Below are 24,071 nucleotides of genomic sequence, written 5' to 3' on the forward strand. Positions count from 1 at the left end.
TGCGGCCGCGCGTCGCACCCCTCGACTCGCGCGACCGCGGCCGTCCTCGCGTGATCAGTCCCGCGCGTCGACCCCGCTCGTGTCGATGAACGCCCAGCCGTACGCACCGAGCTCGCGGCGCGCCGCGGTCGACCCCGTGAGCACGTCGCGGCCGGGCACATCGACCGCGAACGGCTCCGCACTGTGGTTGATGACGGTGAGGATGCCGCCTCGGCGTGCGATCTCGACGTGCTCGGGAAGGCCCTCGACCTCGGCGGTCACTCCCGCCTCGGCGGCGAGCCAGCGCAGCACGGCTGCCATGCCGGCGTCGTCCGGGATCGTCGCGAGGTAGTAGCCGTTGCCGTCTCCGAAGGCCTTGCGGGTGAACGCCGCTCGCCCGGCGGTGCGACCCTCGGTGAAGCGGCCCAGCACCTCGGCATCCTGCACGAGGAGCTCTTCCGCGAAGTACTGGCCGACGATCGTCCCCGCGGGGCCGTCCACTGGCGCCTCCGACTGGCCCGGCCCGTCGGGCACGGCGTGGCTCGCGACCTCTCCGGCCGAGTCGGCCGATCGCACCGACTCGGGTGGCACCAGCGCCCCGAAGTCCTCGAGCGCGACGCCGAGCGCGTCCCGCAGCGAGACGATGAAGCCGCCCTCGCGGAACGCGTCGTCCTGGTCGACGACATCGCTGAACGCCGAGACGAACAGGTTGCCGCCCTGCGCGACATACGCCGTGAGATTCGCGGCGCCCTCATCGCTCAGCAGATACTGCTGAGGCGCGACCACGAGTGAATAGCCGCGGAGATCGCTCGTCGTGTTCACGATGTCGACCGCGAGGTTCTGCCGATGCAGCGCCGCATGCCAGCGGTGCGAGAGCGTCAGGTAGTCGAGCACGATCGGGTGGTCGCGCCCGTCGATCGCCCACCAGTTCTCCCAGTCGAAGACGAGAGCGATCTTCGCCCCCGACGAGACGTCCGGCATCTCGGGGAGCTGCGCGAGCTGTCCGCCCAGCTCGACGACCTCCCGCCAGGTGCGGGTGTCGAGCCCGGCCTGCGGCACCATCGCCGAGTGGAACTTCTCGCTGCCGCGGCGCGACTGCCGCCACTGGAAGAACATGATCCCGTCGGCGCCTCGCCCCACCGCCTGCGCGCTGATCGCCGCCATCTGACCGGGTGCTTTCGGGGCGTTGGTGGGACGCCAGTTCAGGGCATTGGTGGACTGCTCCGTGAGGATCCAGGGCACCCCGGGCTTGAGACCGCGCATCAGCTCGCGTGCGAACGCGGCCCCGCGGAACGACTCGGGGTCGTTGGGATCGGGGTAGTTGTCGTCGCTGATCACGTCGACCTCGGCCGCCCACTTCCAGTAGTCGGCCGGCGGGAACGCGCCCATGAAGTTGGTCGTGATCGGCTGGGTCGCTCCCGCGGCGCGGATGATGTCGCGCTCCATCACGTACAGCTCGAGCAGGGTGTCGGAGGTGAACCGTTTGAAGTCCAGAACGCTGGTCGGGTTGATGCTGTACGGCGCCTTGCGCGGCGGCACGATCTGATCGAAGTCGGTGTAGCGCTGCGACCAGAAGTCCGTGCCCCAGGCGTGGTTGAGGGCGTCGATCGTCGCGTACCTGCGCTGCAACCACGCGCGGAACGCGTCGCGCGCGGCGTCGGAGTAGTCGTAGTGCAGATGGCATCCGTACTCGTTGTTGACGTGCCACAGCACGACGGCAGGATGCTGCGCGTAGCGCTCCGCGAGAGCGGTGACGAGTTCGGCCGCGAGGCGACGGTAGACGGGAGAGGAGGGCGCGAACGCCTGGCGGCTGCCGGGCCAGAACGTCGAGCCGTCGGCATCCTGCGGCAGCATCTCGGGGTAGGCGGTCGAGGCCCACGGCGGCGGGGATGCGGTGGCGGTGGCGAGGTCGACCTGGATGCCGCCCTCGTGCAGCAGCCCGATGATCTCGTCGAGCCACTCCCAGTCGAACTCGCCCTCGGCCGGCTGGATGCGCGACCACGAGAAGATCCCCAGGCTCACGAGCGTCACGCCGGCCTCGCGCATCAGCCGGACGTCGTCCGGCCACACCTCTCGCGGCCACTGCTCGGGGTTGTAGTCGGCGCCGTAGTGCATGAGTCTCCTGGGTCGGGTGTTCGGCCTGCTCTCTCGACCCTAGCGGGGAAGCGCTTTCCAGCACGGTCGTCCGGCGTGCTTCCGCAACTGCAAGGATGCCCTAGTAAATATGCGGATGCCGAAGTACCATCGTCATAGTGCCAATGACGGCGCGAAGGGACATCGCACAATGACTCGTACCATTCCCCACTTCGTAGGCGGAAAGCACCTCACCCCCGAGGGAGGGCGCTTCGCCGACGTGTTCGATCCGAGCACGGGATCCGTCCAGGCGCGCGTGCCGCTGGCCTCCGCGCACGAGGTCGCCGATGTGATCGCGAACGCCGAGGCCGCGCAGGTCGAGTGGGCGGCGACCAACCCCCAGAAGCGCGCACGGGTGCTGCTGCGCTTCCTCGATCTCGTGCAGCGCGAGATGACCGAGCTCGCCGAGCTGCTTGCGAGCGAGCACGGCAAGACGGTCGACGATGCGAAGGGCGACATCCAGCGGGGTCTCGAGGTCATCGAGTTCTCCGCGGGCGCGCCGCACCTGCTCAAAGGCGAGTACTCGACGGGTGCCGGCGCCGGCATCGACGTCTACTCGATGCGGCAGCCGCTCGGAGTGGTGGCGGCGATCACCCCGTTCAACTTCCCGGCGATGATCCCCCTGTGGAAGGCGGGCCCCGCCCTCGCCGCCGGCAACGCCGTGGTGCTCAAGCCCAGCGAGCGCGACCCCTCGGTGCCGGTGCGCATCGCCGAGCTGTTCCTCGAGGCGGGGCTGCCCGCCGGGGTCCTCAACGTCGTGCACGGTGACAAAGAGGCCGTCGACGCGCTGCTCACCGACGACCGCATCCGCGCCGTCGGCTTCGTGGGCTCGACGCCGATCGCCGAGTACATCTATTCGACGGCGGCCGCGCACGGCAAGCGCGCGCAGTGCTTCGGCGGCGCCAAGAACCACATGATCGTCATGCCCGACGCCGACCTCGACCAGGCCGTCGACGCGCTGATCGGCTCGGGATACGGATCGGCGGGCGAGCGCTGCATGGCGATCTCGGTCGCGGTGCCGGTCGGCCAGGAGACGGCGGATGCTCTCGCCGCCAAGCTCACCCAGCGCGTGGCGCAGCTGCGGATCGGCCCGTCCCTCGCCTCCGACGTCGACTACGGGCCACTCGTCACCCGGGCTGCCGTCGAGCGGGTCGAGGGGTACATCCAGCAGGGGGTCGACGAGGGCGCGACCCTCCTGGCCGACGGTCGCGGCTTCACGGTGCCCGGTCATGAGCAGGGCTTCTACCTCGGACCGACGCTGTTCGACGACGTGACCACCGACATGGCGATCTACCGCGAGGAGATCTTCGGACCGGTGCTCGTGATCGCCCGCGCCGCCGATTACGAGGAGGCGCTGCGCATGGCATCCGAGCACGAATACGGCAACGGCGTCGCGATCTTCACGCGCGACGGAGACGCGGCACGCGACTTCGCCGCACGGGTCGAGGTCGGGATGGTCGGCGTCAACGTGCCGATCCCGGTGCCGATCGCGTATTACACGTTCGGCGGCTGGAAGCGCAGCGGGTTCGGCGACCTCAACCAGCACGGCGCCGATGCCTTCCGCTTCTACACGAAGACCAAGACGGTCACGAGCCGCTGGCCGTCGGCCGGCATCCGCGACGGCGCCAGCTTCGTGATCCCCACCATGCACTGACCTCGCGACGCCCACAAGGAATCGACATGACAATGACCACCGTCACCACCACCGCCGAAGAGCGCGAGGCCATTCTCGACGCCGTCCGCGAGTTCGCCGAGACCGAGCTCGCACCCTTCTCCGCCGAGCGCGACGAGAAGCACATCTTCCCCCGCGAGTCGCTCGGCAAGGCCGGAGAGCTGGGCCTCGGCGGCATCTACGTGAGCGAGGAGTTCGGCGGCACGGGCCTCAGCCGCTCGGACACCGTGGCGATCTTCGAAGAGCTCGCGAAGGGCGATCCCGCCGTCGCCGCCTACATCTCGATCCACAACATGGTGGTGTGGATGATCGACACCTACGGCGACGATGCACAGCGCGGCCGCTGGCTGCCCGACCTCACCGCCATGCAGGAGTTCGGCGGCTACTGCCTGACCGAGCCGGGCGTCGGATCCGATGCCGCGAACGTCGCCACGAGCGCGGTGCGCGACGGGGACGACTACCTCCTCACCGGCGTGAAGCAGTTCATCTCGGGTGCCGGCGAGGCCGCCGTCTACGTGGTGATGGCCCGTACCGGCGAGCCGGGAGCCCGGGGCATCAGCGCCTTCCTCGTTCCCGGCGATGCCGAGGGACTCAGCTTCGGGGCGCCCGAGAAGAAGATGGGCTGGCACGCCCAGCCCACCCGTCAGGTGATCCTCGACGGCGTGCGCATCCCCGCATCCGGAATGCTCGGCGACGAGGGCCGTGGCTTCGCGATCGCGATGTCGGCGCTCAACGGCGGTCGCCTCAACATCGCGGCCTGCTCCATCGGAGGTGCCCAGTGGGCCCTGGATCGGGCGGTGCAGTACGTGCACGAGCGCGTGGCGTTCGGCGAGCCGCTGGCCGAGAAGCAGTCGATCCTGTTCGCGATCGCCGACATGCGCACCGACCTGCAGGCCGCTCGCCTCATGGTGACCGACGGCGCGCTGGCGGTCGACGAGCACGCCCCGGATGCCACGATGCGATGCGCGATGGCCAAGCGCTTCGCGACGGATGCCGGATTCGACGTCGCCAACCGCGCGCTGCAGCTGCACGGCGGCTACGGCTACCTGCAGGACTACGGCATCGAGAAGGTCGTGCGCGACCTGCGGGTGCACCAGATCCTCGAGGGCACGAACGAGATCATGCGCCTGATCGTCGGGCGCGAGATGCTGCGACCGGCGGGATCCGCCTCGATGCGGAGCGCATCATGAGCGAGTCGTCGAGCGTCCGGATCGCCTTCCTCGGACTCGGCCACATGGGGCTGCCGATGGCGAAGAACCTCGTCGCCGCAGGGCACGAGGTGCACGGGTTCGACCTGGTGCCCGCGGCGATCGAGGCGGCGCAGGCCGCAGGCATCCCCGTCGCGGCCAGCGGAGCGGATGCCGTCGCCGACGCCGACGTCGTCATCACGATGTTCCCGGCGGGAAGGCACGTGATCGACGCGTACCGCACCGAGCTGCTCGCCGCAGCCGGCCCCGGCACCCTGTTCATCGAGTCGTCGACGATCGCGGTCGACGAGGCCCGTGCCGCCCACGCGCTCGCGCTCGCCGCGGGGCATCGCAATGTCGACGCCCCGGTGTCCGGCGGCGTCGTCGGTGCCGAGAACGGCACGCTCGCGTTCATGGTGGGCGGCTCGGACGAGGACTTCGCCGCCGCACTGCCGGTGCTCGAGATCATGGGCACGCGCATCGTGCACTGCGGGGGGTCGGGGCTCGGCCAGGCCGCGAAGGTGTGCAACAACATGGTGCTCGCCGTCTCGCAGATCGCGGTGGCCGAGGCTTTCGTGCTCGGCGAGCGGCTCGGGCTCGAGCACCAGGCGCTGTTCGACGTGGTGTCGCAGGCGTCCGGTCAGTGCTGGTCCATCACGACCAACTGCCCCGTGCCCGGCCCCGTTCCGACGAGCCCGGCGAACCGCGACTACCAGCCGGGCTTCGCCGGTGCTCTGATGGCGAAGGATCTCGGGCTCGCGCTGCAGGCGATCGAGCAGACGTCGACCGACGCGCGGATGGGGCGGCTCGCCCAGCAGCTCTACGCCGCCTTCGCTGCGGGCGACGGCGCGACCCGCGACTTCTCCGGCATTATCACCGACATCCGCGACGGCAGCGTGTGAGCCACGCGAGATACTGAGATGACCACGACGGAGAGGCCTTCACGATGACGGAATACGAGACGATCCTGGTCGAGCAGCGCGGACGTGTGGGGTGGATCACCCTGAACCGCCCCGAGGCGCTCAACGCGTTGAACAGTCGCCTCGCCGACGAGGTCACCGCGGCCGCTGTGGCCTTCGACCTCGACGACGGGGTCGGCGCCATCGTCGTGACCGGGTCTGAGAAGGCGTTCGCCGCCGGCGCGGACATCAAGGAGATGGAGGGCATGTCTGCCTCCGAGATGCTCGAGACCGATCATCTCGGCGTCTGGCATGAGTTCGCCGCGGTGCGCACGCCCGTGATCGCCGCCGTCTCGGGGTTCGCACTCGGGGGAGGATGCGAGCTCGCGATGATGTGCGACATCATCCTCGCCGCCGACACCGCGAAGTTCGGGCAGCCCGAGATCAACCTCGGCGTCATTCCCGGCATGGGCGGCACGCAGCGGCTCATCCGCGCCGTGGGCTACTACAAGGCGGCCGAACTCGTGCTGTCCGGTCGGTTCATGGGCGCCGAGGAGGCGGAGCGCTCCGGCCTCGTGTCGCGCGTCGTGCCGGCATCCGACCTCCTCGCCGAGGCTACGAGGCTCGCCGAGACCATCGCGTCGAAATCGCTGCCGTCGGTGTTCGCCGCGAAGGCCGCGCTCGACGCGGCGATGGAGACGACGCTCGCCGATGGCCTCGCCCACGAGAAGCGGGCGTTCGCCGAGCTGTTCGACACCGCAGACCAGAAGGAAGGCATGTCCGCCTTCCGGGAGAAGCGTGCGCCCGACTTCCAGAACCGCTGAGCGCCGCTCCACAACTCCGGAGGACTGCGCCCGTTCCGTGCCGAGCACCCGCCGGCAAGCCCGAGCCCCCTCGGATCTCCGGAGTCATGGAGCAGAGCCTGCACGCAGGCGGCGGGAGACCTCAGCCGCGCAGCGCGTCGACGATCTTCGCCACGCGCCGCTCGCGGGTCGCATCCTGTTTGGCCTCCGCCACCGAGCGGGCGTGCTCTTTGCGCACGGAATAGGGGAGCGCGTCGAAGGCGGCGCGCAGCGCGGTGTCGGCGTCGAGCGCCTCCGCGAGGGCGGCGGGCACCTCGACAGTGCGCTCGGCCGCATCCAGCCGGATCACCGCATCGACCTCCTCGTCGATCTCGACGCCGAGGTCGGTGCGCACAGCCTTGCTGAAGCCGATCATGTTCGCACCTCCCATCCGGGCCAGGCGCAGACGGGCGGTGCGTCCTCCGATCGTGACCGCGACGGGGAACGCCTTCCCCGCTCCGAACGAGGCGACCTGCTCGTCGGTGAGGATGATCGCGGCGGCGGGGCCACGGCCTTCGAGGATCGTGTGCAGGCGCAGTTCGCTCATGCGGGCAGTGTACGCCCGCGTCCCTCGGCCTCGGATGCCAGGTGGGCGTTGCGCTCCTCGATCAGGCGTCGCATGTACTCGCGAAGGATCAGACGGTCGACGAGGCGTCCGATCGGACCGAACGGCGAGTGGAAGACGATCGTGTCGCGGGCCAGCGTTCCCTGCGGATGCTCCTCGAACACGTGCTCGTGCTCGAACGCTCCGAACGGCCCGGAGAGCTGCCGATCGCGGAACCCGCGCGGCGGGTCGACGTCGTACACGACCGTCCGCAGCCGGAACGGGATGCCGAAGTGCCGTGCCCGCCATGTGACGGTCGACCCCTCCGTGAACACGCCGCCGGCGGGAGCCTCGATCATGGTCTCCCGGTATCGCGCCATCGACCGCAGGTGCATCCCGGGGTCGAGGGCGACCGCGAACACCGTCTCACGCGGTGCGGCGATGACCGTCTCGAGCACGAACTCGGCCATGTCAGAGCGGCTCGGGCTGCGGCCTGGGGTCGGTGAAGTCGCCGGCGGCCTTGCGCATGCGGGCGACGATCGCGACGAGCTCGGCGGCATCCTCGCGGCTCATCCCCGGGTCGGCGAAGACGTCGGCGTTCAGGGCGTCCGTGGCGCGAGCCACGAGTTCTCGGCCCGACTCGGTCAGGGCGAGCAGTGCCGCACGGCCGTCGTGCGGGTGCGGTTCGCGCACGATGAGTCCGTCGCGCACGAGGCGCTCCGCGGTGCTCGTGACGGTCGTCGCGTGCACCTGCAGTCGGGCGACGACGCTCGACAGCGGCAGTCGGCCCGACCGGCTGAACGCCAGCAGACGCAGCATCTCGTATCGGGCGAAGCTGAGCGCGAAGGGCTTGAGCGTCGCGTCGACCCGCGCGAGCAGCAGCTGCTGCGCGCGCATGACGGAGGTGACGACGGTCATGCCGTCGGCGGCATCGGTCCATCCGTGCGCGAGCCACTGCCGCTTCGCCTCGGCGAGCGGATCGACGGGCAGCGGACGCGGTCGGTTCACGGTTCTACGGTAGGCCATCGCGTCGCCGCAGCCGGGACCCGGCACCCGGGAGACGACTGGTGGTCCTCAGTCGCTCGTCGGGTGGAACTCAGTATCAAGGGACTAGAATCGACGCAGTCGTGAGGAGCAATCGATGAAGATCTTCGTCCTGGTCAAAGAGGTGCCGGACACCTATGGCGACCGCAAGCTGAACCTCGAGACCGGCCTCGCCGACAGAGGCGCCGGCGACGTGGTGCTCGATGAGATCACGGAGCGCGCGCTCGAGGTCGCGCTGAGTCATGCCGACAAGAACGAGGGCACCGAGGTGGTCGCGGTCGCGATGGCTCCTGGCGGCTCGACCGCATCGGTGCGCCGAGCGCTCGCGATCGGCGCAGGCTCCGCAGTGCACATCGCCGACGAGCAGCTCGCGGGGGCCGACCTCTGCCTCACTGCCGAGACGCTGGCCGCGGCGATCCGTCGCGGCGAACCCGACCTGGTGATCACCGGCAACCTGTCGACCGACGGCTCGGGCGGCGTCATGGCGGCGATGCTCGCCGAGCACCTGGGGTGGGCGCAGGCGACGGCGCTGACCTCGGTCGAGATCTCCTCGGACGGCATCACCGGAACCCGAGGGGCGGATGCCGGAGCGCAGCCGATCTCGGCATCCCTCCCGGCGGTGATCTCGATCACCGAGGCACTGCCCGACGCGCGCTTCCCCAACTTCAAGGGCATCATGGCGGCGAAGAAGAAGCCGCTCGAGGTGCTCACCCTCGACGACCTCGGTGTCTCCGCGGACCCGGCGGCCGCACCCCGCACCATCATGACGTCGGTCGCCGAGAAGCCGCCGCGCGCGGCCGGCGTGAAGATCGTCGATGAGGGCGATGCCGCCGAGAAGCTGGTCGAGTACCTCGTGCAGAACAGGCTGGTGTGACATGACCTACCCCGAGAACCCCATCCTCGTCCTCGTCGACCTCGACCCCGCGGGCAATCCCGCCAGCAGCACGGCGGCACTGATCGGCGCGGCCTCGACCGTCGGCGCTCCGGTCGCGCTCGTCGTCGGAGGGTCCGCAGACGCGGCGGCTCAGGTCGCCGCGGCCGGAGCGTCGGTCGTGCTCACGGCCGACGGCGACCCGTCAGTGCTCACCGTGCCGATCGTCGATGCACTGCACGCGGCCTTCGAGCAGGTGCGGCCCGATGCTGTGCTGATCTCGAACTCGATCAGCGGACGCGATGTCGCCGGGAGGTTCGCCGTGCGCGCGAAGCTGGCGCTGTCGGTCGACGCCGTCGGCGTCTCGAGGGATGACGAGGGCATCGTCGCCCACCACTCCGTCTACGGAGGCGCGTACCTCACCGACTCGGCTCCCACGTTCGGCGCACCGGTCATCACGGTGCGTCAGGGCGCGGTCGACGCGCGAGCCGAGGCGGTGGAGTCGCCGACGATCGACGCGCTCTCCGTGTCGGCATCCGGCACCGTCGGGGCGACCGTCGGCGCGGTCGAGGCCGTCGAGTCCACGTCGACGCGGCCTGAGCTGCGCGGCGCCACGCGGGTCGTCTCGGGTGGTCGCGGCCTCGCCTCGAAGGAGAAGTTCGTGCTCGTCGAAGAGCTCGCCGACGCTCTCGGCGCAGCGGTCGGCGCCTCGCGCGCGGCGGTCGACGCCGGCTATATCCCCCAGTCGCATCAGGTCGGTCAGACGGGCGTCTCGGTCTCGCCGCAGCTGTATGTCGCCCTCGGCATCTCGGGTGCGATCCAGCATCGCGCGGGCATGCAGACGGCGAAGAACATCGTCGCGATCAACAAGGACGGCGAGGCGCCGATCTTCGACGTCGCCGACTTCGGCATCGTCGGCGATCTGTTCACGATCGTCCCGCAGGTGATCGCGGCCCTCGAGGCGCGGAAGAAGTAGCCATGGCGACGCGGATGCTCAGGCGCGGGCTCCCGCGCGTTCCCGGCGGCGAGCCGTGGCCTCCCGGCGACATCGCCGTTGAGGCGCCTGCGGATGCCGAGTACGCATCGCCGCTCTCGGCGCCGTCGACCTCGCTCGATGAGTCGGAGGAGGCCGCCCCGGCGGCTGCTGCTCCGGTGGCTGCCGTTCCCGAGACTGCCGTGCCGGAGCCCGAGTCCTCGGTCATCGAGCACGCGGTGCCGTCTGCGGCGAGTGGCGCGTCCCTTCGCCGAGGCCTTCCGCGCTCGCCGGGCGGCGAACCGTGGCCTCCCGCGAGCGTGGCGGCTGTCGCAGGCGCAGGCGCTGCCGCGGCGCGGACATCGTCTTCGACGCCGGAGCCGGCGGATGCTGCCACCGACGCCGCGGCAGACGTGCCGACCCGGTCCGCCTCGCCGTCCACGCTCGACGAGCCGACGCCTGAGTCGGCCCCGGTCGTCGCGCAGACGGGATCCGTGCGTCGCGGTCTGCCGCGAGTCGCCGGCGGAGATCCGTGGCCCCCGGCGGATACCGTTCCGCTGATCGCAGTCGCCTCGGACGCGGCCTCCTCCATCGCCGTCGATGCCCCGGCTGCCGCGGATGCCCCGGCCTCCGCGGATGCAGCCCCCGAGGTCGCGGCATCCGCACCGGCCGCCGCTCCGGCATCCGCACCCACCACGGCCGTCGCCACCGCCGCCGCGTTCGCGCTCGGGGATCCTTCGATCCCGCTGCCCGCTCCCCGCACCGTCTGGAACGGCAGTGCGCCTCGGCACGTCACAGCGACCGCTCCGGCATCCGACCGACCTCGGCCGACCTGGACCCAGGCGATCGCCGTCCTTCTCGGCGCCGCGGCGCTCGGCATCCTGGCGGCCGCTGCCGTGGCGTTCGTGCGGGCGCTGCTGAGCTTCCCGTTCATGCAGGACTTCCTCGCCGCGTTCCCCGGCGAATACGAGCCGGCCGTCGCCGTCGAACCGGGGTTCGCCCCGTGGACCAACTGGGCGCACTTCTTCAACGTGTTCCTGATGGTGCTCATCATCCGGTCGGGCCTCCGCATCCGCAACGAGAAGCGCCCGACCGCGTTCTGGACCCCGCGCAACGATCCCAAGGGCAAGGTCAGCCTGACGATCTGGTTCCACCAGGCGCTCGACATCCTCTGGCTCGTGAACGGCGTGATCTTCGTGGTGCTGCTGTTCGTCACCGGGCACTGGGCGCGCATCGTGCCGACGAGCTGGGAGGTCATCCCCAACGCGCTGTCGGCCGCGCTGCAGTACGTGTCGTTCGACTGGCCGACCGAACACGGCTGGGTGAACTACAACAGCCTGCAGCAGCTGGCCTACTTCGTCACGGTGTTCATCGCGGCTCCCTTGGCGGCGGCGACCGGGTTCCGCATGTCGGGGATGTGGCCGAAGAAGGCCGAACGTCTCTCGAAGGCCTACCCGATCGAGTGGGCCCGCGCGCTGCACTTCCCGATCATGATCTACTTCGTGGTGTTCATCATCGGCCACGTCGCGCTGGTGTTCCTCACCGGGTTCCTGCGCAACCTCAACCACATGTACGCCTCCTCGGACGCCGTCGGCTGGACCGGATTCTGGGTCTTCGCGGCATCCCTCGTGGTGATCGCCCTCGGCTGGGTCGCCGCACGGCCGCTCGTCATCGCCCCGATCGCGAAGCTGTTCGGCACCGTCTCCGGACGTTGACGCGTCCACGATTCAGCCCAGACTGCTTCCGACGCAGCGAAACGGCCCCCTGCCTGAGGCAGGGGGCCGTTCATGCGAAAACGTGAGCGCGAGGGCCACGAGGCGCGGGCTCAGCGCACGAAGCGCACCTCGGTCAGCGTCTCGCCGAGGAACGGCTCGGTGTGGCTGGCGCCGTCGAGCGTGAATCCGTTGCGCGTGTAGAAGCGGTGGGCGCGGGCGTTGTCCTCCGCGACCCACAGGTAGAGAGGTTCGTCCTTCTCGACGGCGGCGTCGAACAGCTTCTGGCCGATGCCCGTGGAGTGGTACGCGTCGAGCAGGTAGATGAAGTACAGCTCGCGGAACGCCGGGGCGTCCTTGTCGCGGGCGGGGCCGGAGCCGACGAACCCGACGATCTCTCCGTCGACGAGCGCGGCGCGCATGGTGAACTCGGGGCCCTGCGAGGCCCAGTGCGTCCACAGCTCGGCCATGCGGCGGGGCGAGACCTTCTCGAGGGCTGCCTTGCTGATCAGGTGGTCGTAGGTCTCGTGCCAGCACTGCGCGTGCACGCGACCCAGGGCTTCCGCATCCACATCACGGACCGGACGGACGATGACTTCAGGCTGGGCTTCGGCGCTCATATCGCGACTCTACGCGCGGGGTCCGCGAAGAGGAAATCGAACGGAAGCGTTCCCACAGCAGCGATATGCCGCTGGAGACATCGCACAACGATGTTCGCGAATCGTTCGTCGCTGGCTACGATCAGTGCTCGTGAACGTGATCTGGCGCACTCTCCTCGTGATCCTCTCCGCCCGTCGCCGCGTGCGGCGAGGCAAGACCCTCGACGCGGGCTCCGTCAGCAGCATCACACTGACGACGCTCCCCACCGACATCGACATCCTGCGCCACATGAACAACGGTCGATACCTGTCGCTGTTCGACCTCGGTCGCTGGGACCTGCTGATCCGCACGGGGCTGTTCGACGCGATGAACGAGCGCGGCTGGTACGCCGTCGTGTCGAGCGAGACCGTCACCTTCCGCAAGTCCCTGCAGCTCTGGCAGCGGTTCGAGGTGCAGTCCCGGTTCATCGGACACGACGACAAGGCCGTGTTCCTCGAGCACCGAGCCGTCGTCGACGGCGAGATCTACGCGCGGGTGATCGTGCGCTCGCGGATGCTGCGCCGCACCGGAGGCACGGTCAGCAACGAAGAGCTGTTCGCCGCAGTGGGCAAGCCCGAGGGCGTGCCCGAGATCGATCCGTGGGTGCACGACTGGGCCGCGGCATCCGCTCTGCCTCCCGTGCGCACCTCCGCGCCGAGCGTGTGGAACTGACCCCGTGACCGATCCGTGGGGTCTCGAGACGCGCGCACCGGGCTCGGTGCTGCTGGTGGGATGCGGCAAACTCGGCGTGCGACTCGGCGAGCGGCTCGTCGAGCAGGGCGCGCAGGTCACGGCCATGCGCCGGAGTGCGGGGGAGCTGCCCTTCCCGACGATCGAGGCGGATCTGCGGCATCCGCTCGACCGCGACCTTCCGGCCTTCGACTCGGTCGTGGTCACGCTGCCGCCCAGCACCGAGGGCGACTCGATCTATCCACCGGCGCTGCGCGGGCTCGCGAAGGCCCTGCCGTCGATGCCGGAGCGGGCCGTGTTCGTGTCATCGACGCGCGTGTTCGAGGGGCGTCCTGGCGAGACACCGCTGACCGAGCGCGACGCGACGCGGGTCTCGAGCGAGCGAGGCGGCGATCTGGTCGAGGGCGAGCAGCTGGCCATGGAGCTGTTCGGTGCCCGCATCGTGCGGCCCGCCGGCATCTACGGCCCGGGACGCGACTTCCTCATCCGACGGGTGCGAGAGGCGGCACCGGTCGACCACACGCGTCGCACGAACCGGATCCACGAGACGGACCTCGTGCGGCTGCTCGAGGCGATGCTGCGCGCCGACTCCGCGCCACCGCTGATCCACGCCGTCGATCGGGCGCCGGTGCTGCTCGGGGACGTGGTCGCGCATATCGCCACCCGGCTCGGCGTCGAGCCGCCGCCGCACCTCGACCCCGAGGTCGGCGGCGGGACGGTGCTCGACGGGCATCTGCTGCAGGAGTTCCTCGGCGATCTCGACTACCCGACGTTCCGCGAGGGATACGACGAGATGATCGCCGCGCTCTGAGCGGTTCCACCTCTTCCGGTCGCAGTTCGTGTCGCCCGCCCGCGCGTTCGACGGCACGAACTGCGGCCGGAACCGCGCGACGCGATCGTCGCTCAGGGCCAGGCGCTCACCGCGGTCCTAGGCTGAGCTCATGGCCGACCCGATGCCCTCCACGGATCCCGAATCCGTCTCGCTCGCGGACCGTGCGGTCGAGCTCGCCCGCCGCTGGGTGATCGAGGCCGCGGCCGCCGATGTCGATCCGGCGGCCGAGCGCCTGGCCGGTGTGCTGCAGGATGCCAACGGGCTGCCGTTCACGCTCGGATTCGTCGACGGGGTCATGCGCCCCGAGAGCCTCAGCGCCGCGGCATCCCAGCTGCACCGCATCGCCCCGATCGTGCCCGACTTCCTGCCGTGGTACCTGCGGTCGGCCGTGCGCATCGGCGGCGGAGTCGCACAGATGCTGCCGAGCCCCGTGGTGCCCATCGCCCGCCGGGTGCTGCGCGAGATGGTCGGTCACCTCGTGGTCGACGCCCGACCGGCGAAGCTCGGCCCTGCGATCGCGAAGATCCGCGAATCGGGCGCACGACTCAACCTCAATCTGCTGGGAGAGGCCGTGCTCGGCGAGGCCGAGGCGCAGCGGCGGCTCGACGGCATCCATGAGCTGATCCGTCGTCCCGATGTCGACTACGTCTCGGTGAAGGTGTCGGCGATCGTCAGTCACATCTCGATGTGGGCGTTCGACGAGGTCGTGCAGTCGGTCGTCGAGCGTCTCCTTCCGCTGTATCTGACCGCCGCGTCGGATCGCACCTTCATCAACCTCGACATGGAGGAGTATCGCGACCTCGATCTGACGATCGCGGTGTTCACGCGCATCCTCGAGGATCCGCGGCTCGAAGGTCTCGAGGCCGGCATCGTGCTGCAGGCCTATCTGCCCGACGCCCTGCCGGCGCTGCAGCAGCTCACCGCCTGGGCTCGCGAGCGCGTCGACCACGGCGGCGCCCCCATCAAGGTGCGGCTCGTCAAGGGAGCCAACCTCGCGATGGAGCGGGTCGAGGCGCGGATGCACGGATGGACGCAGGCGACGTACGACACGAAGCTCGACACCGACGCCAACTATCTGCGCTGCCTCGACTGGGCGCTGCGCCCCGAGAACGTCGCCGCCGTGCGTCTGGGGATCGCGGGTCACAACCTGTTCGGCATCGCCTATGCGTGGCTGCTCGCGGGGGAACGGGGCGTCCGCGCTCTCGACCCGGGATCGGCGACCGCCGCCAACTCGCAGCCGCCGATCGAATTCGAGATGCTCCTCGGCATGGCGCAGGGGCAGGTGCAGGCCGTCTCGCGCGAGGTCGGCGAGGTGCTTCTCTATGTCCCGGTCGTGAAGCCGAGCGAGTTCGACGTCGCCATCAGCTACCTGGTGCGCCGGCTCGAAGAGAACGCGTCGAGCGACAACTTCCTGTCCGCAGCATTCCGCCTCGGTGACGACGAGGCGCTGTTCGTGCGTGAGCGCGACAGGTTCCTCGATGCGGTCGACCGCTCGGCGTCCCCGACGCTGCAGGTGGGGGCGCTGCGCAGCCAGGACCGACTCGCACCCGTGCACGAGTCCATGCGGCCCGTGCCCGTGGCGCCTGCGCCCGAGGAGGGGCTGACCCAGGCGGTGCTCGGAATCTCGCGCGGATCGGATGACCCGACCGGGCCGTTCCTGGAGACCGCGGTCTACGCCCCACGCGAGATCGATGAGGCGACCGGCGGCGCGCCGGGCTTCGCGAACACGCCCGACAGCGACCCGTCGCTTCCGGCCAACCGGGACTGGGCCCGCGAGATCACCGCCCGGATCGACGACTCCACCCTCGGCGTCTCGACGATCGAGGCCGCCCGGATCGACGATGCGGACACGCTCGAGGCCACGATCGCGGGCGTGCACGACGCCGCGGCGCTCTGGGGTGCTCGCCCCGCCGCCGAGCGGGCCGAAGTGCTGCTGCGCGCGGCCGCCGCTCTGGAAGGGCGCCGCGGAGACCTGATCGAGGTCGCCGCCTCCGAGACCGGCAAGGTCTTCGCCGAGGCCGACGTCGAGGTCAGCGAGGCCGTGGACTTCGCGCGCTACTACGCCGCGAAGGCGCGGGAGTTGGATGCCGTCGCCGGCGCCACGTTCGACCCGGCGCGCGTGACGGTCGTCACCCCACCGTGGAACTTCCCTCTCGCGATCCCCGCGGGCGGCGTGCTCGCCGCGCTCGCCGCGGGTTCCGGAGTCGTCTTCAAGCCGGCTCCGCAGGCTCGCCGCTGCGCGGCGGTCATCGCCGAGACGCTCTGGGAGGTCGGCGTTCCCCGCGACGTGCTCGCCCTCGTCGACATCGAAGAGGGCGATCTCGGCCGCGAGCTGATCTCGCACGAGTCCGTCGATCGGGTCATCCTCACCGGTTCGTGGGAGACGGCGGCGCTGTTCCGCTCGTGGCGCCCCGAACTGCCGCTGCTCGCCGAGACCAGCGGCAAGAACGCGATGATCATCACCCCCTCGGCTGATCTCGATCTCGCGGTCGCCGATCTGGTGCGCAGCGCCTTCGGGCACGCGGGGCAGAAGTGCTCGGCGGCCTCCCTCGCGATCCTCGTCGGACCCGTCGGACGCTCCCAGCGCTTCGCCCGTCAATTGGCCGATGCCACTCGGTCGCTGCATGTCGGCTGGCCCACCGATCCGCTCGCCGAGGTCGGACCCGTGATCGAGCGACCCGAGGGCAAGCTCGCGTGGGGGCTCACCGAGCTCGAAGGCGACGAGCAGTGGCTCATCGAGCCCGCCGTCTCGACCGACGACCCCACGGGGCGCCTCTGGCGACCCGGCATCCGTGTGGGAGTGCAGCCGGGTTCGCGGTTCCACACCGAGGAGTTCTTCGGCCCGGTGCTCGGCGTCATGCACGCGCCGACGCTGGAGCGGGCGATCGATCTGCAGAATGCGGTCGAGTACGGTCTGACCGCCGGACTGCACACGCAGGACCCGGCTGAGCTCGCGCTCTGGCTCGACCGCGTGCAGGCCGGCAACCTCTACGTGAACCGGGGCATCACCGGTGCGATCGTGCAGCGCCAGCCGTTCGGCGGGTGGAAGCGCTCGTCGGTGGGCCCCGGCGCCAAGGCCGGCGGCCCGAACTACCTCATCGGACTCGGATCTTGGCGGTCGAGCGGGTCCGGCACCGTCTCGAGCACTCTCCATCTGCGCGGGCTGGACTCGCGCATCACCGACCTCATCGAGTCGGCGCAGCCGTCGCTCGACTTCGAGGCCTTCGAGTGGCTGCGTCGTTCTGCGCTCTCGGATGCGCTCGCCTGGGACCGCGAGTTCGGGCAGGTGCGCGACGTGTCGCACCTCGGGATCGAGCGCAACCTGTTCCGCTACCGCCCGGTTCCGGTCGCGATCAGAGCCACCGCGGATGCCGGCTGGCAGGAGCTGCTGCGCGTCGTCGTCGCCGCGGTGCGCGCCGGCGCCCGGTTCGTGCTGTCGACGCCCGTCGGTCTTCCGGCGCCGGTTCGCCGCGCTCTCGGCGAGCTCGGCGCCGTCGTCCACATGGAGAGCGACGACGAGTGGATCGAGCGGATGCGGCGGCGCGGCGAGCAGCCGTCCGCGACGCTCGAATCCCTCGACGACGAATTGCGACCGAGCCGGGTGCGACTGGTCGGGCCCCGCGACTCCGTGGCAGCGCTGCACCGCGCACTGGCGACAGCCGTCGGCGGCGATCCCGACCTCGCGGTGTACGACGGCGAGGTCACCTCCGCCGGGCGCATCGAGCTGCTGCCCTTCGTGCACGAGCAGGCCATCGCGATCACCGCGCACCGCTACGGCAACCCCGACGCCTGGAGTGCTTCCGTCATCTGACGCCGCGCGAGCGCTGTGTAAAGAATTCTTGACACAGACGATGCCGCAGGCGTAACCTCGTGTCAAGAATCTTTTACACGGGAGGGTGTCATGGTCTACGAGGAGCGCAATGTCTGGGTCGGTCTCGTCGTCAGCCTGATCGCCATCACGGCGTACGTCGTTGCGGTGCTGCAGCAGGCGGCCGGCGGTCCCGTGACCGAGGTCGACTGGCCGCCGCTGATGCTGTGGATGATCGGCGGCGGAATCGTCGTGACCATCGCGATCAGCATCAGCTGGGGCATGATCGCCGGCGCACGCGACCCCGACGGCGTGGGCAGGTCCGACATCCGCGATCGGGACATCGGTCGCATGGGGAGTCGTGTCGAGCAGGCGTTCGTGGCCATCGCGGGCGCCGGCGTGATCCTGCTCTGCGCGATGAACGCGGACGTCTTCTGGATCGCCCACGCCATGTTCGCGGGCTTCGCGATCGCGACGATCGTGGGCGGGATCGCTCGGGTCGTGGCCTATCGCCGGGGTCTCGTCTGATGGTCAAGCCGACGCTCGTCTCCAACCGCATCCGTGCGCATCGGGAGGCCGCCGGTCTGACCCAGGCCGAGCTCGCCCGCCGCGTCGGCGTGACTCGCCAGACGCTGATCGCGATCGAGCAGGAGAAGTACTCGCCGACCCTCGAACTGGCCTTTCAGATCGCCCGGGCATTCGGCGTCGGCATCGACGACCTGTTCCAGTACCCCGAGCCCACGACCACGGAGGTGTGAGATGACCGAGACGATGTCTGCCTGGGTGCGTGAGACGTACGGCCCGTCCGACGGAGTGCACCTCGAGCAGATCCCCGTTCCGATCCCGCGTCCGGGCGAGGTGGTGCTGCGCGTCGAGGCGACCGCCCTCAACGCCGGTGATATCCGCCTCATGCTCGGAGACCCCCTGCTCGTGCGTCCGGTCTTCGGCCTGACGCGTCCGAAGCATCCGGTGCGGGGAATGGAGGTGGCCGGCACCGTCGTCGCCGTCGGATCCCAGGAGATCGGCGCCGAGGTCGGCGAGCGCGTGGTGGGCGAGCTCGTCGGAGGAGGGGGACTCGCATCGCATGTCGCTGTGCCCGCGACGCGCCTCGTCCCGATCCCGCCGGATGTGACCTCCGAGACTGCGGCCTGCCTGCCGATCGCCGCAGGCACCGCATGGCAGGCACTCGACCACGCGGGCATCGGCTTCCGCTCCGTCAAGCACACTGCGGCGGGCCATGTCCCTCGAGTCCTGGTGCTCGGCGCCTCCGGGGGAGTGGGCACCTTCGTGGTGCAGCTCGCGGCGCTGCGCGGTGCCGAGGTCTGGGCGACGTGCGGCGAACGCAACGCGCGCCTCGTCGAGCACCTCGGCGCCGTGCGCACCCTCGACCACCGTCGCTCGCCGCTGACGGAGCTGCCCGCAGCCCACTTCGACGCGGTGATCGACATCGCCGGAGGGATGCCGCTGCGCGACCTGCAGCGCCTCGTGATCTCCGGCGGACGGGTGGTGCTCGTGACGGGTGACGGCGGCCCCGTGCTGGGCCCGATCCCGCGGATGGTGAAGGCGGCGTTCCTGTCGATCGGTTCGAGCCGCCGCATCCGCCCGCTGGCGGCGAGCCCTCGTTCGGAGATCCTGGCGAAGCTGCTCGAGCTCACCGCCGAGGGGCGGATCACACCCGTGATCGAGCGCGAATTCGGATTCGACGAGGCCCGCGCGGCCCTCGCGCATCTCGAAGCCGGTCATACGGTCGGCAAGGTCGTCGTCCGCGGAGCCTGAGCGAGAAGCGCCTGCGCTCTGGCGGCGTCCAGGGGGCGGGTGACAGAATGGATGCTGGCGTGCCCGAGTCGCATCTTCCCCGGGCGCCGGCTCTCATCGAGCGGCGCGGGTCGAAGGACCGCCGGGCCCCTGGACAGCGTCCGCCGCATCCGTTCGAGGAGCCCCATGTCTGTCGAAACCACTGCGCCGGCATCCGAGACCGCAGCCCCGGTCCGCACCGCACACCACCGTCACTACCTGATGTGCACGCCGTCGCACTTCACGGTGAACTACTCGATCAACCCGTGGATGGAGCCCTCGAAGCCGACCGACACGGCCAGGGCGGTCGAGCAGTGGCAGAAGCTGCACGACCTGTACCTCGAGCTCGGCCATGAGGTCGAGCTGATCGAGCCTCTCGCCGGGTTCCCCGACATGGTCTACACGGCGAACGGCGGGTTCCTGATCGACGGCCGCGCCTACGTGCCGAAGTTCCGCTTCGTCGAGCGCCAGGGCGAGGCGCCCGCGTTCGCCGACTGGTTCCGCGCCGCGGGCTACGACACCGTGATCCCCGAAGAGGTCAACGAGGGCGAGGGCGACTTCCTGCTCGTCGGCGACGTGATCCTCGCCGGCACGGGGTTCCGCTCGACCGGCGACAGCCACCGCGAGGTCGGCGACGTCTTCGGCCGTGAGGTCGTGTCGCTCAACCTGGTCGACCCGCGCTTCTACCACCTGGACACCGCGATCGCGGTGCTCGACCCCGTGCAGGGCGTAGAGAACGGCGGCCCCGAGCGCGCGAACATCGCGTATCTGCCCGGCGCGTTCGATGACGAGAGCCGGGCGATCCTCGAGGAGCGCTTCCCCGAGGCGATCCTCGTGTCCGACGAGGACGGATCCGTCTTCGGTCTCAACTCCGCGAGCGACGGCTACAACGTGATCATCTCGCCGCGCGCGAAGGGCTTTGAGAAGCAGCTGCGCGAGCGCGGCTACAACCCGATCATGATCGACCTGTCCGAGCTGCTGCTCGGCGGCGGCGGCATCAAGTGCTGCACCCTCGAACTGCGCGGTGCGGTGTGACCGCCGTCGACCCGGGCGTGAGCACCGAGGTGACGGCGGAGCCGCACGTCGCCCACAACTACCACCCGCTGCCGGTCAACATCGCCCGGGGTGAGGGTGCGTGGGTGACGGATGTCGAGGGCAAGCGGTACCTCGATCTGCTCGCCGCCTATTCGGCGGTGAACTTCGGGCACCGGCATCCGGCTCTCGTGGCGGCCCTGACCGAGCAGCTCGGTCGCGTCACCCTTACGAGCCGCGCCTTCATGAGCGATCGGCTCGAGCCGTTCGCCGCCGCGCTGTCGACTCTCGCCGGCAAAGACATGGTGCTGCCGATGAACACCGGCGCCGAAGCGGTCGAGACCGGCATCAAGGTCGCTCGCGCATGGGGGTATCGCGTCAAGGGCATCGCGGACGACCAGGCGCGCATCATCGTCGCGGCCGGCAACTTCCACGGCCGCACCACGACCATCGTCAGCTTCAGCGACGACCCCGAGGCGCGGACGGACTTCGGACCGTACACGCCGGGATTCGACGTGGTTCCCTATGGGGACGCGGATGCCGTCGCAGCGGCCATCACCGAGAACACCGCCGCCGTGCTGATCGAGCCGATCCAGGGCGAGGGCGGAGTGGTGATCCCCCCGGAGGGCTACCTGCGCCGCATCCGCGAGATCTGCGACGAGAAGAACGTGCTGTTCATCGCCGATGAGATCCAGTCGGGTCTCGGCCGGGTCGGCGAGACCTTCGCCTGCGATCGGGAGGGCGTCGTGCCCGACCTGTATCTCCTGGGCAAGGCGCTGGGCGGCGGGATCCTTCCGGTGTCGGCGGTCGTCGGCGACGCGGATGTGCTCGGAGTCATCCGCCCGGGTGAACACGGTTCGACGTTCGGGGGCAACCCGCTCGCCGCGGCCGTCGGCCTGCGGGTCGTCGAGATGCTCGAGTCCGGGGAGTTCCAGGAGCGCGCTCGCGCACTCGGCGCCCACCTCGCCGCCGGCCTCGAGCCGCTGATCGGGCACGGGGTGACCGAGGTGCGCATCGCCGGGCTGTGGGCCGGCGTCGACATCGACCCCGCCAAGGGCACCGGCCGCGAGATCGCGGAGAAGCTTCTCGACCGGGGCGTGCTCGTCAAGGACACCCACGGTCAGACGATCCGCATCGCCCCTCCGCTGGTGATCCGCGCGACCGAACTCGACTGGGCGGTCGAGCAGCTGAAGCTGGTTCTCGGGGCGTGACGCCCTGTCCGCCGGGCGACACGCCCGGCGGACAGCCCGGATTTGCCGGAACCCCGGAACCCACGTAACTTATTACTTGTTCGCCCCACAGGGAAGCGGAGAGGCCGAGAGCCTTACCCCCCTCAAGCGGAGAACCACCTCCACTCGATCAGCTCCTCGGAGCAGATCGCAGACACACTTCTGTCTGACCTGGAGCTTCCACTTCGGAGAAGCGGTCGATTTGACAGCGAATCCGGAACGGATAAGCTAGTGAAGTTGCCTCGGCGGCCTTGAGCCCCGAGCTGCAGATCTGGTTCTGAGCCTCACGGCGTGTCGATTTGACAGGCCGAATGGCAAAGATAAGATAGAGAAGTTGCCCTTCGGGCCTGGTTGTGATGACTGGGTCGTGGGAGCATCCGATCCTTGAGAACTCAACAGCGTGCACTTGTCAAATGCCAAATAACCTCGATTCAGCTTCGGCTGGATGAGATTCCTTTGGATCAAAGACCAACCTCCTTGTGGGGTTGGCAACGGATAAAGTCAGCAATGATTTGTCTCTTTGGTCAGCATCAAACTCGCTGCGTCACCGTTTTCCCGGTGTCGTATGCATTTCTTTTTTACGGAGAGTTTGATCCTGGCTCAGGATGAACGCTGGCGGCGTGCTTAACACATGCAAGTCGAACGGTGAACACGGAGCTTGCTCTGTGGGATCAGTGGCGAACGGGTGAGTAACACGTGAGCAACCTGCCCCTGACTCTGGGATAAGCGCTGGAAACGGCGTCTAATACTGGATACGAGTAGCGACCGCATGGTCAGTTACTGGAAAGATTTATTGGTTGGGGATGGGCTCGCGGCCTATCAGCTTGTTGGTGAGGTAATGGCTCACCAAGGCGTCGACGGGTAGCCGGCCTGAGAGGGTGACCGGCCACACTGGGACTGAGACACGGCCCAGACTCCTACGGGAGGCAGCAGTGGGGAATATTGCACAATGGGCGCAAGCCTGATGCAGCAACGCCGCGTGAGGGATGACGGCCTTCGGGTTGTAAACCTCTTTTAGCAGGGAAGAAGCGAAAGTGACGGTACCTGCAGAAAAAGCGCCGGCTAACTACGTGCCAGCAGCCGCGGTAATACGTAGGGCGCAAGCGTTATCCGGAATTATTGGGCGTAAAGAGCTCGTAGGCGGTTTGTCGCGTCTGCTGTGAAATCCGGAGGCTCAACCTCCGGCCTGCAGTGGGTACGGGCAGACTAGAGTGCGGTAGGGGAGATTGGAATTCCTGGTGTAGCGGTGGAATGCGCAGATATCAGGAGGAACACCGATGGCGAAGGCAGATCTCTGGGCCGTAACTGACGCTGAGGAGCGAAAGGGTGGGGAGCAAACAGGCTTAGATACCCTGGTAGTCCACCCCGTAAACGTTGGGAACTAGTTGTGGGGTCCATTCCACGGATTCCGTGACGCAGCTAACGCATTAAGTTCCCCGCCTGGGGAGTACGGCCGCAAGGCTAAAACTCAAAGGAATTGACGGGGACCCGCACAAGCGGCGGAGCATGCGGATTAATTCGATGCAACGCGAAGAACCTTACCAAGGCTTGACATATACGAGAACGGGCCAGAAATGGTCAACTCTTTGGACACTCGTAAACAGGTGGTGCATGGTTGTCGTCAGCTCGTGTCGTGAGATGTTGGGTTAAGTCCCGCAACGAGCGCAACCCTCGTTCTATGTTGCCAGCACGTAATGGTGGGAACTCATGGGATACTGCCGGGGTCAACTCGGAGGAAGGTGGGGATGACGTCAAATCATCATGCCCCTTATGTCTTGGGCTTCACGCATGCTACAATGGCCGGTACAAAGGGCTGCAATACCGCGAGGTGGAGCGAATCCCAAAAAGCCGGTCCCAGTTCGGATTGAGGTCTGCAACTCGACCTCATGAAGTCGGAGTCGCTAGTAATCGCAGATCAGCAACGCTGCGGTGAATACGTTCCCGGGTCTTGTACACACCGCCCGTCAAGTCATGAAAGTCGGTAACACCTGAAGCCGGTGGCCTAACCCTTGTGGAGGGAGCCGTCGAAGGTGGGATCGGTAATTAGGACTAAGTCGTAACAAGGTAGCCGTACCGGAAGGTGCGGCTGGATCACCTCCTTTCTAAGGAGCATCTGACTCTTCGGAGTCCAGAACCCAGATCGAAGACGTTCGTTCTTCGCTGGGAGCTCATGGGTGGAACATTTGACATG

Annotated in this window: 20 protein-coding genes and 1 rRNA gene; 16 read left to right on the forward strand and 5 right to left on the reverse strand. The window is 68.8% G+C overall.

The genetic code is table 11. The features are described 5' to 3' along the window. Nucleotides 1-54: 54 nt before the first annotated feature. Nucleotides 55-2,094 carry a beta-galactosidase gene (locus BEP68_RS17245; RefSeq protein WP_187250694.1) on the reverse strand — a complete coding sequence of 680 codons (2,040 nt, stop codon included), beginning with the start codon at nucleotides 2,092-2,094 and terminating at the stop codon, nucleotides 55-57. A gap of 169 nt (nucleotides 2,095-2,263) precedes the next feature. Here BEP68_RS17245 and BEP68_RS17250 point away from each other — a divergent pair, with 169 nt between their 5' ends. From BEP68_RS17250 to BEP68_RS17265, 4 genes are read left to right on the forward strand one after another with little or no spacing between them, the layout of a single operon-like run. After that, nucleotides 2,264-3,766, forward strand: a complete 1,503-nt coding sequence (locus BEP68_RS17250) for a CoA-acylating methylmalonate-semialdehyde dehydrogenase (protein ID WP_187250695.1) — start codon at nucleotides 2,264-2,266, stop codon at nucleotides 3,764-3,766. A gap of 26 nt (nucleotides 3,767-3,792) precedes the next feature. After that, entirely contained in the window at nucleotides 3,793-4,974 is a 1,182-nt protein-coding gene (locus tag BEP68_RS17255; RefSeq protein ID WP_072591951.1) for an acyl-CoA dehydrogenase family protein, read from the forward strand. Then, a complete protein-coding gene (gene mmsB, locus BEP68_RS17260; RefSeq protein ID WP_187250696.1) occupies nucleotides 4,971-5,873 on the forward strand; it encodes a 3-hydroxyisobutyrate dehydrogenase in 903 nt (300 codons plus the stop codon). The genes BEP68_RS17255 and mmsB overlap by 4 nt, the downstream gene beginning before the upstream one ends. Nucleotides 5,874-5,917: 44 nt before the next feature. Next, nucleotides 5,918-6,694: an enoyl-CoA hydratase-related protein gene (locus BEP68_RS17265; RefSeq protein WP_187250697.1), complete on the forward strand. Its 777-nt coding sequence runs from the start codon at nucleotides 5,918-5,920 to the stop codon at nucleotides 6,692-6,694. Between the two features lie 121 nt (nucleotides 6,695-6,815). Here BEP68_RS17265 and BEP68_RS17270 read toward each other — a convergent pair whose 3' ends face one another. From BEP68_RS17270 to BEP68_RS17280, 3 genes are read right to left on the reverse strand one after another with little or no spacing between them, the layout of a single operon-like run. After that, the gene (locus BEP68_RS17270; RefSeq protein ID WP_053097846.1) at nucleotides 6,816-7,259 is read right to left on the reverse strand and encodes a YdeI/OmpD-associated family protein; all 444 of its coding nucleotides are present in this window, start codon (nucleotides 7,257-7,259) and stop codon (nucleotides 6,816-6,818) included. Then, entirely contained in the window at nucleotides 7,256-7,726 is a 471-nt protein-coding gene (locus BEP68_RS17275) for an SRPBCC family protein (protein WP_187250698.1), read from the reverse strand. The genes BEP68_RS17270 and BEP68_RS17275 overlap by 4 nt, the downstream gene beginning before the upstream one ends. Nucleotide 7,727: 1 nt before the next feature. After that, nucleotides 7,728-8,264 (reverse strand): MarR family winged helix-turn-helix transcriptional regulator, encoded by a 537-nt coding sequence (locus BEP68_RS17280; protein ID WP_053099260.1) that lies wholly within the window; start codon nucleotides 8,262-8,264, stop codon nucleotides 7,728-7,730. Between the two features lie 133 nt (nucleotides 8,265-8,397). Here BEP68_RS17280 and BEP68_RS17285 point away from each other — a divergent pair, with 133 nt between their 5' ends. The 3 genes from BEP68_RS17285 to BEP68_RS17295 are packed head-to-tail and all read left to right on the forward strand — an operon-like array spanning nucleotide 8,398 to nucleotide 11,859. Next, the gene (locus BEP68_RS17285) at nucleotides 8,398-9,174 is read left to right on the forward strand and encodes an electron transfer flavoprotein subunit beta/FixA family protein (protein WP_187250699.1); all 777 of its coding nucleotides are present in this window, start codon (nucleotides 8,398-8,400) and stop codon (nucleotides 9,172-9,174) included. A 1-nt stretch (nucleotide 9,175) separates the two neighbouring features. After that, nucleotides 9,176-10,147, forward strand: a complete 972-nt coding sequence (locus tag BEP68_RS17290) for an electron transfer flavoprotein subunit alpha/FixB family protein (RefSeq protein WP_187250700.1) — start codon at nucleotides 9,176-9,178, stop codon at nucleotides 10,145-10,147. 2 nt (nucleotides 10,148-10,149) lie between these two features. Beyond that, nucleotides 10,150-11,859 (forward strand): cytochrome b/b6 domain-containing protein, encoded by a 1,710-nt coding sequence (locus tag BEP68_RS17295; RefSeq protein ID WP_187250701.1) that lies wholly within the window; start codon nucleotides 10,150-10,152, stop codon nucleotides 11,857-11,859. Nucleotides 11,860-11,969: 110 nt separating this feature from the next. Here BEP68_RS17295 and BEP68_RS17300 read toward each other — a convergent pair whose 3' ends face one another. Further along, nucleotides 11,970-12,476, reverse strand: coding sequence for a GNAT family N-acetyltransferase (locus BEP68_RS17300; RefSeq protein ID WP_187250702.1), 507 nt, complete (start codon nucleotides 12,474-12,476; stop codon nucleotides 11,970-11,972). A 130-nt stretch (nucleotides 12,477-12,606) separates the two neighbouring features. Between BEP68_RS17300 and BEP68_RS17305 the strand changes: the two genes are divergently transcribed. The 9 genes from BEP68_RS17305 (at nucleotide 12,607) to BEP68_RS17345 (ending at nucleotide 23,982) form a co-directional block, all read left to right on the forward strand. Then, nucleotides 12,607-13,167: an acyl-CoA thioesterase gene (locus BEP68_RS17305; RefSeq protein ID WP_053099259.1), complete on the forward strand. Its 561-nt coding sequence runs from the start codon at nucleotides 12,607-12,609 to the stop codon at nucleotides 13,165-13,167. Between the two features lie 4 nt (nucleotides 13,168-13,171). Continuing rightward, complete coding sequence (locus BEP68_RS17310; protein ID WP_315985327.1) at nucleotides 13,172-13,996, forward strand: hypothetical protein; 825 nt, start codon at nucleotides 13,172-13,174, stop codon at nucleotides 13,994-13,996. A gap of 130 nt (nucleotides 13,997-14,126) precedes the next feature. Next, a complete protein-coding gene (locus tag BEP68_RS17315; RefSeq protein ID WP_187250703.1) occupies nucleotides 14,127-17,828 on the forward strand; it encodes a proline dehydrogenase family protein in 3,702 nt (1,233 codons plus the stop codon). 90 nt (nucleotides 17,829-17,918) lie between these two features. Then, nucleotides 17,919-18,353, forward strand: coding sequence for a hypothetical protein (locus tag BEP68_RS17320; RefSeq protein WP_187250704.1), 435 nt, complete (start codon nucleotides 17,919-17,921; stop codon nucleotides 18,351-18,353). Beyond that, nucleotides 18,353-18,583: a helix-turn-helix transcriptional regulator gene (locus BEP68_RS17325; protein WP_053097831.1), complete on the forward strand. Its 231-nt coding sequence runs from the start codon at nucleotides 18,353-18,355 to the stop codon at nucleotides 18,581-18,583. The genes BEP68_RS17320 and BEP68_RS17325 overlap by 1 nt, the downstream gene beginning before the upstream one ends. 1 nt (nucleotide 18,584) lies before the next feature. Beyond that, nucleotides 18,585-19,601, forward strand: a complete 1,017-nt coding sequence (locus BEP68_RS17330; RefSeq protein WP_187250705.1) for an NAD(P)-dependent alcohol dehydrogenase — start codon at nucleotides 18,585-18,587, stop codon at nucleotides 19,599-19,601. A gap of 165 nt (nucleotides 19,602-19,766) precedes the next feature. Beyond that, entirely contained in the window at nucleotides 19,767-20,654 is an 888-nt protein-coding gene (ddaH, locus tag BEP68_RS17335) for a dimethylargininase (RefSeq protein ID WP_053097827.1), read from the forward strand. Further along, complete coding sequence (rocD, locus tag BEP68_RS17340; protein WP_187250706.1) at nucleotides 20,651-21,862, forward strand: ornithine--oxo-acid transaminase; 1,212 nt, start codon at nucleotides 20,651-20,653, stop codon at nucleotides 21,860-21,862. Before ddaH ends, rocD begins: the two co-directional genes overlap by 4 nt. Nucleotides 21,863-22,457: 595 nt before the next feature. Beyond that, nucleotides 22,458-23,982: ribosomal RNA gene (locus tag BEP68_RS17345) — 16S ribosomal RNA — on the forward strand. The last annotated feature ends 89 nt before the right edge of the window (nucleotides 23,983-24,071 follow it).

Origin of the sequence: Microbacterium sp. 4-7, from assembly GCF_014332665.1 — a bacterium.
Classification (GTDB): domain Bacteria; phylum Actinomycetota; class Actinomycetes; order Actinomycetales; family Microbacteriaceae; genus Microbacterium.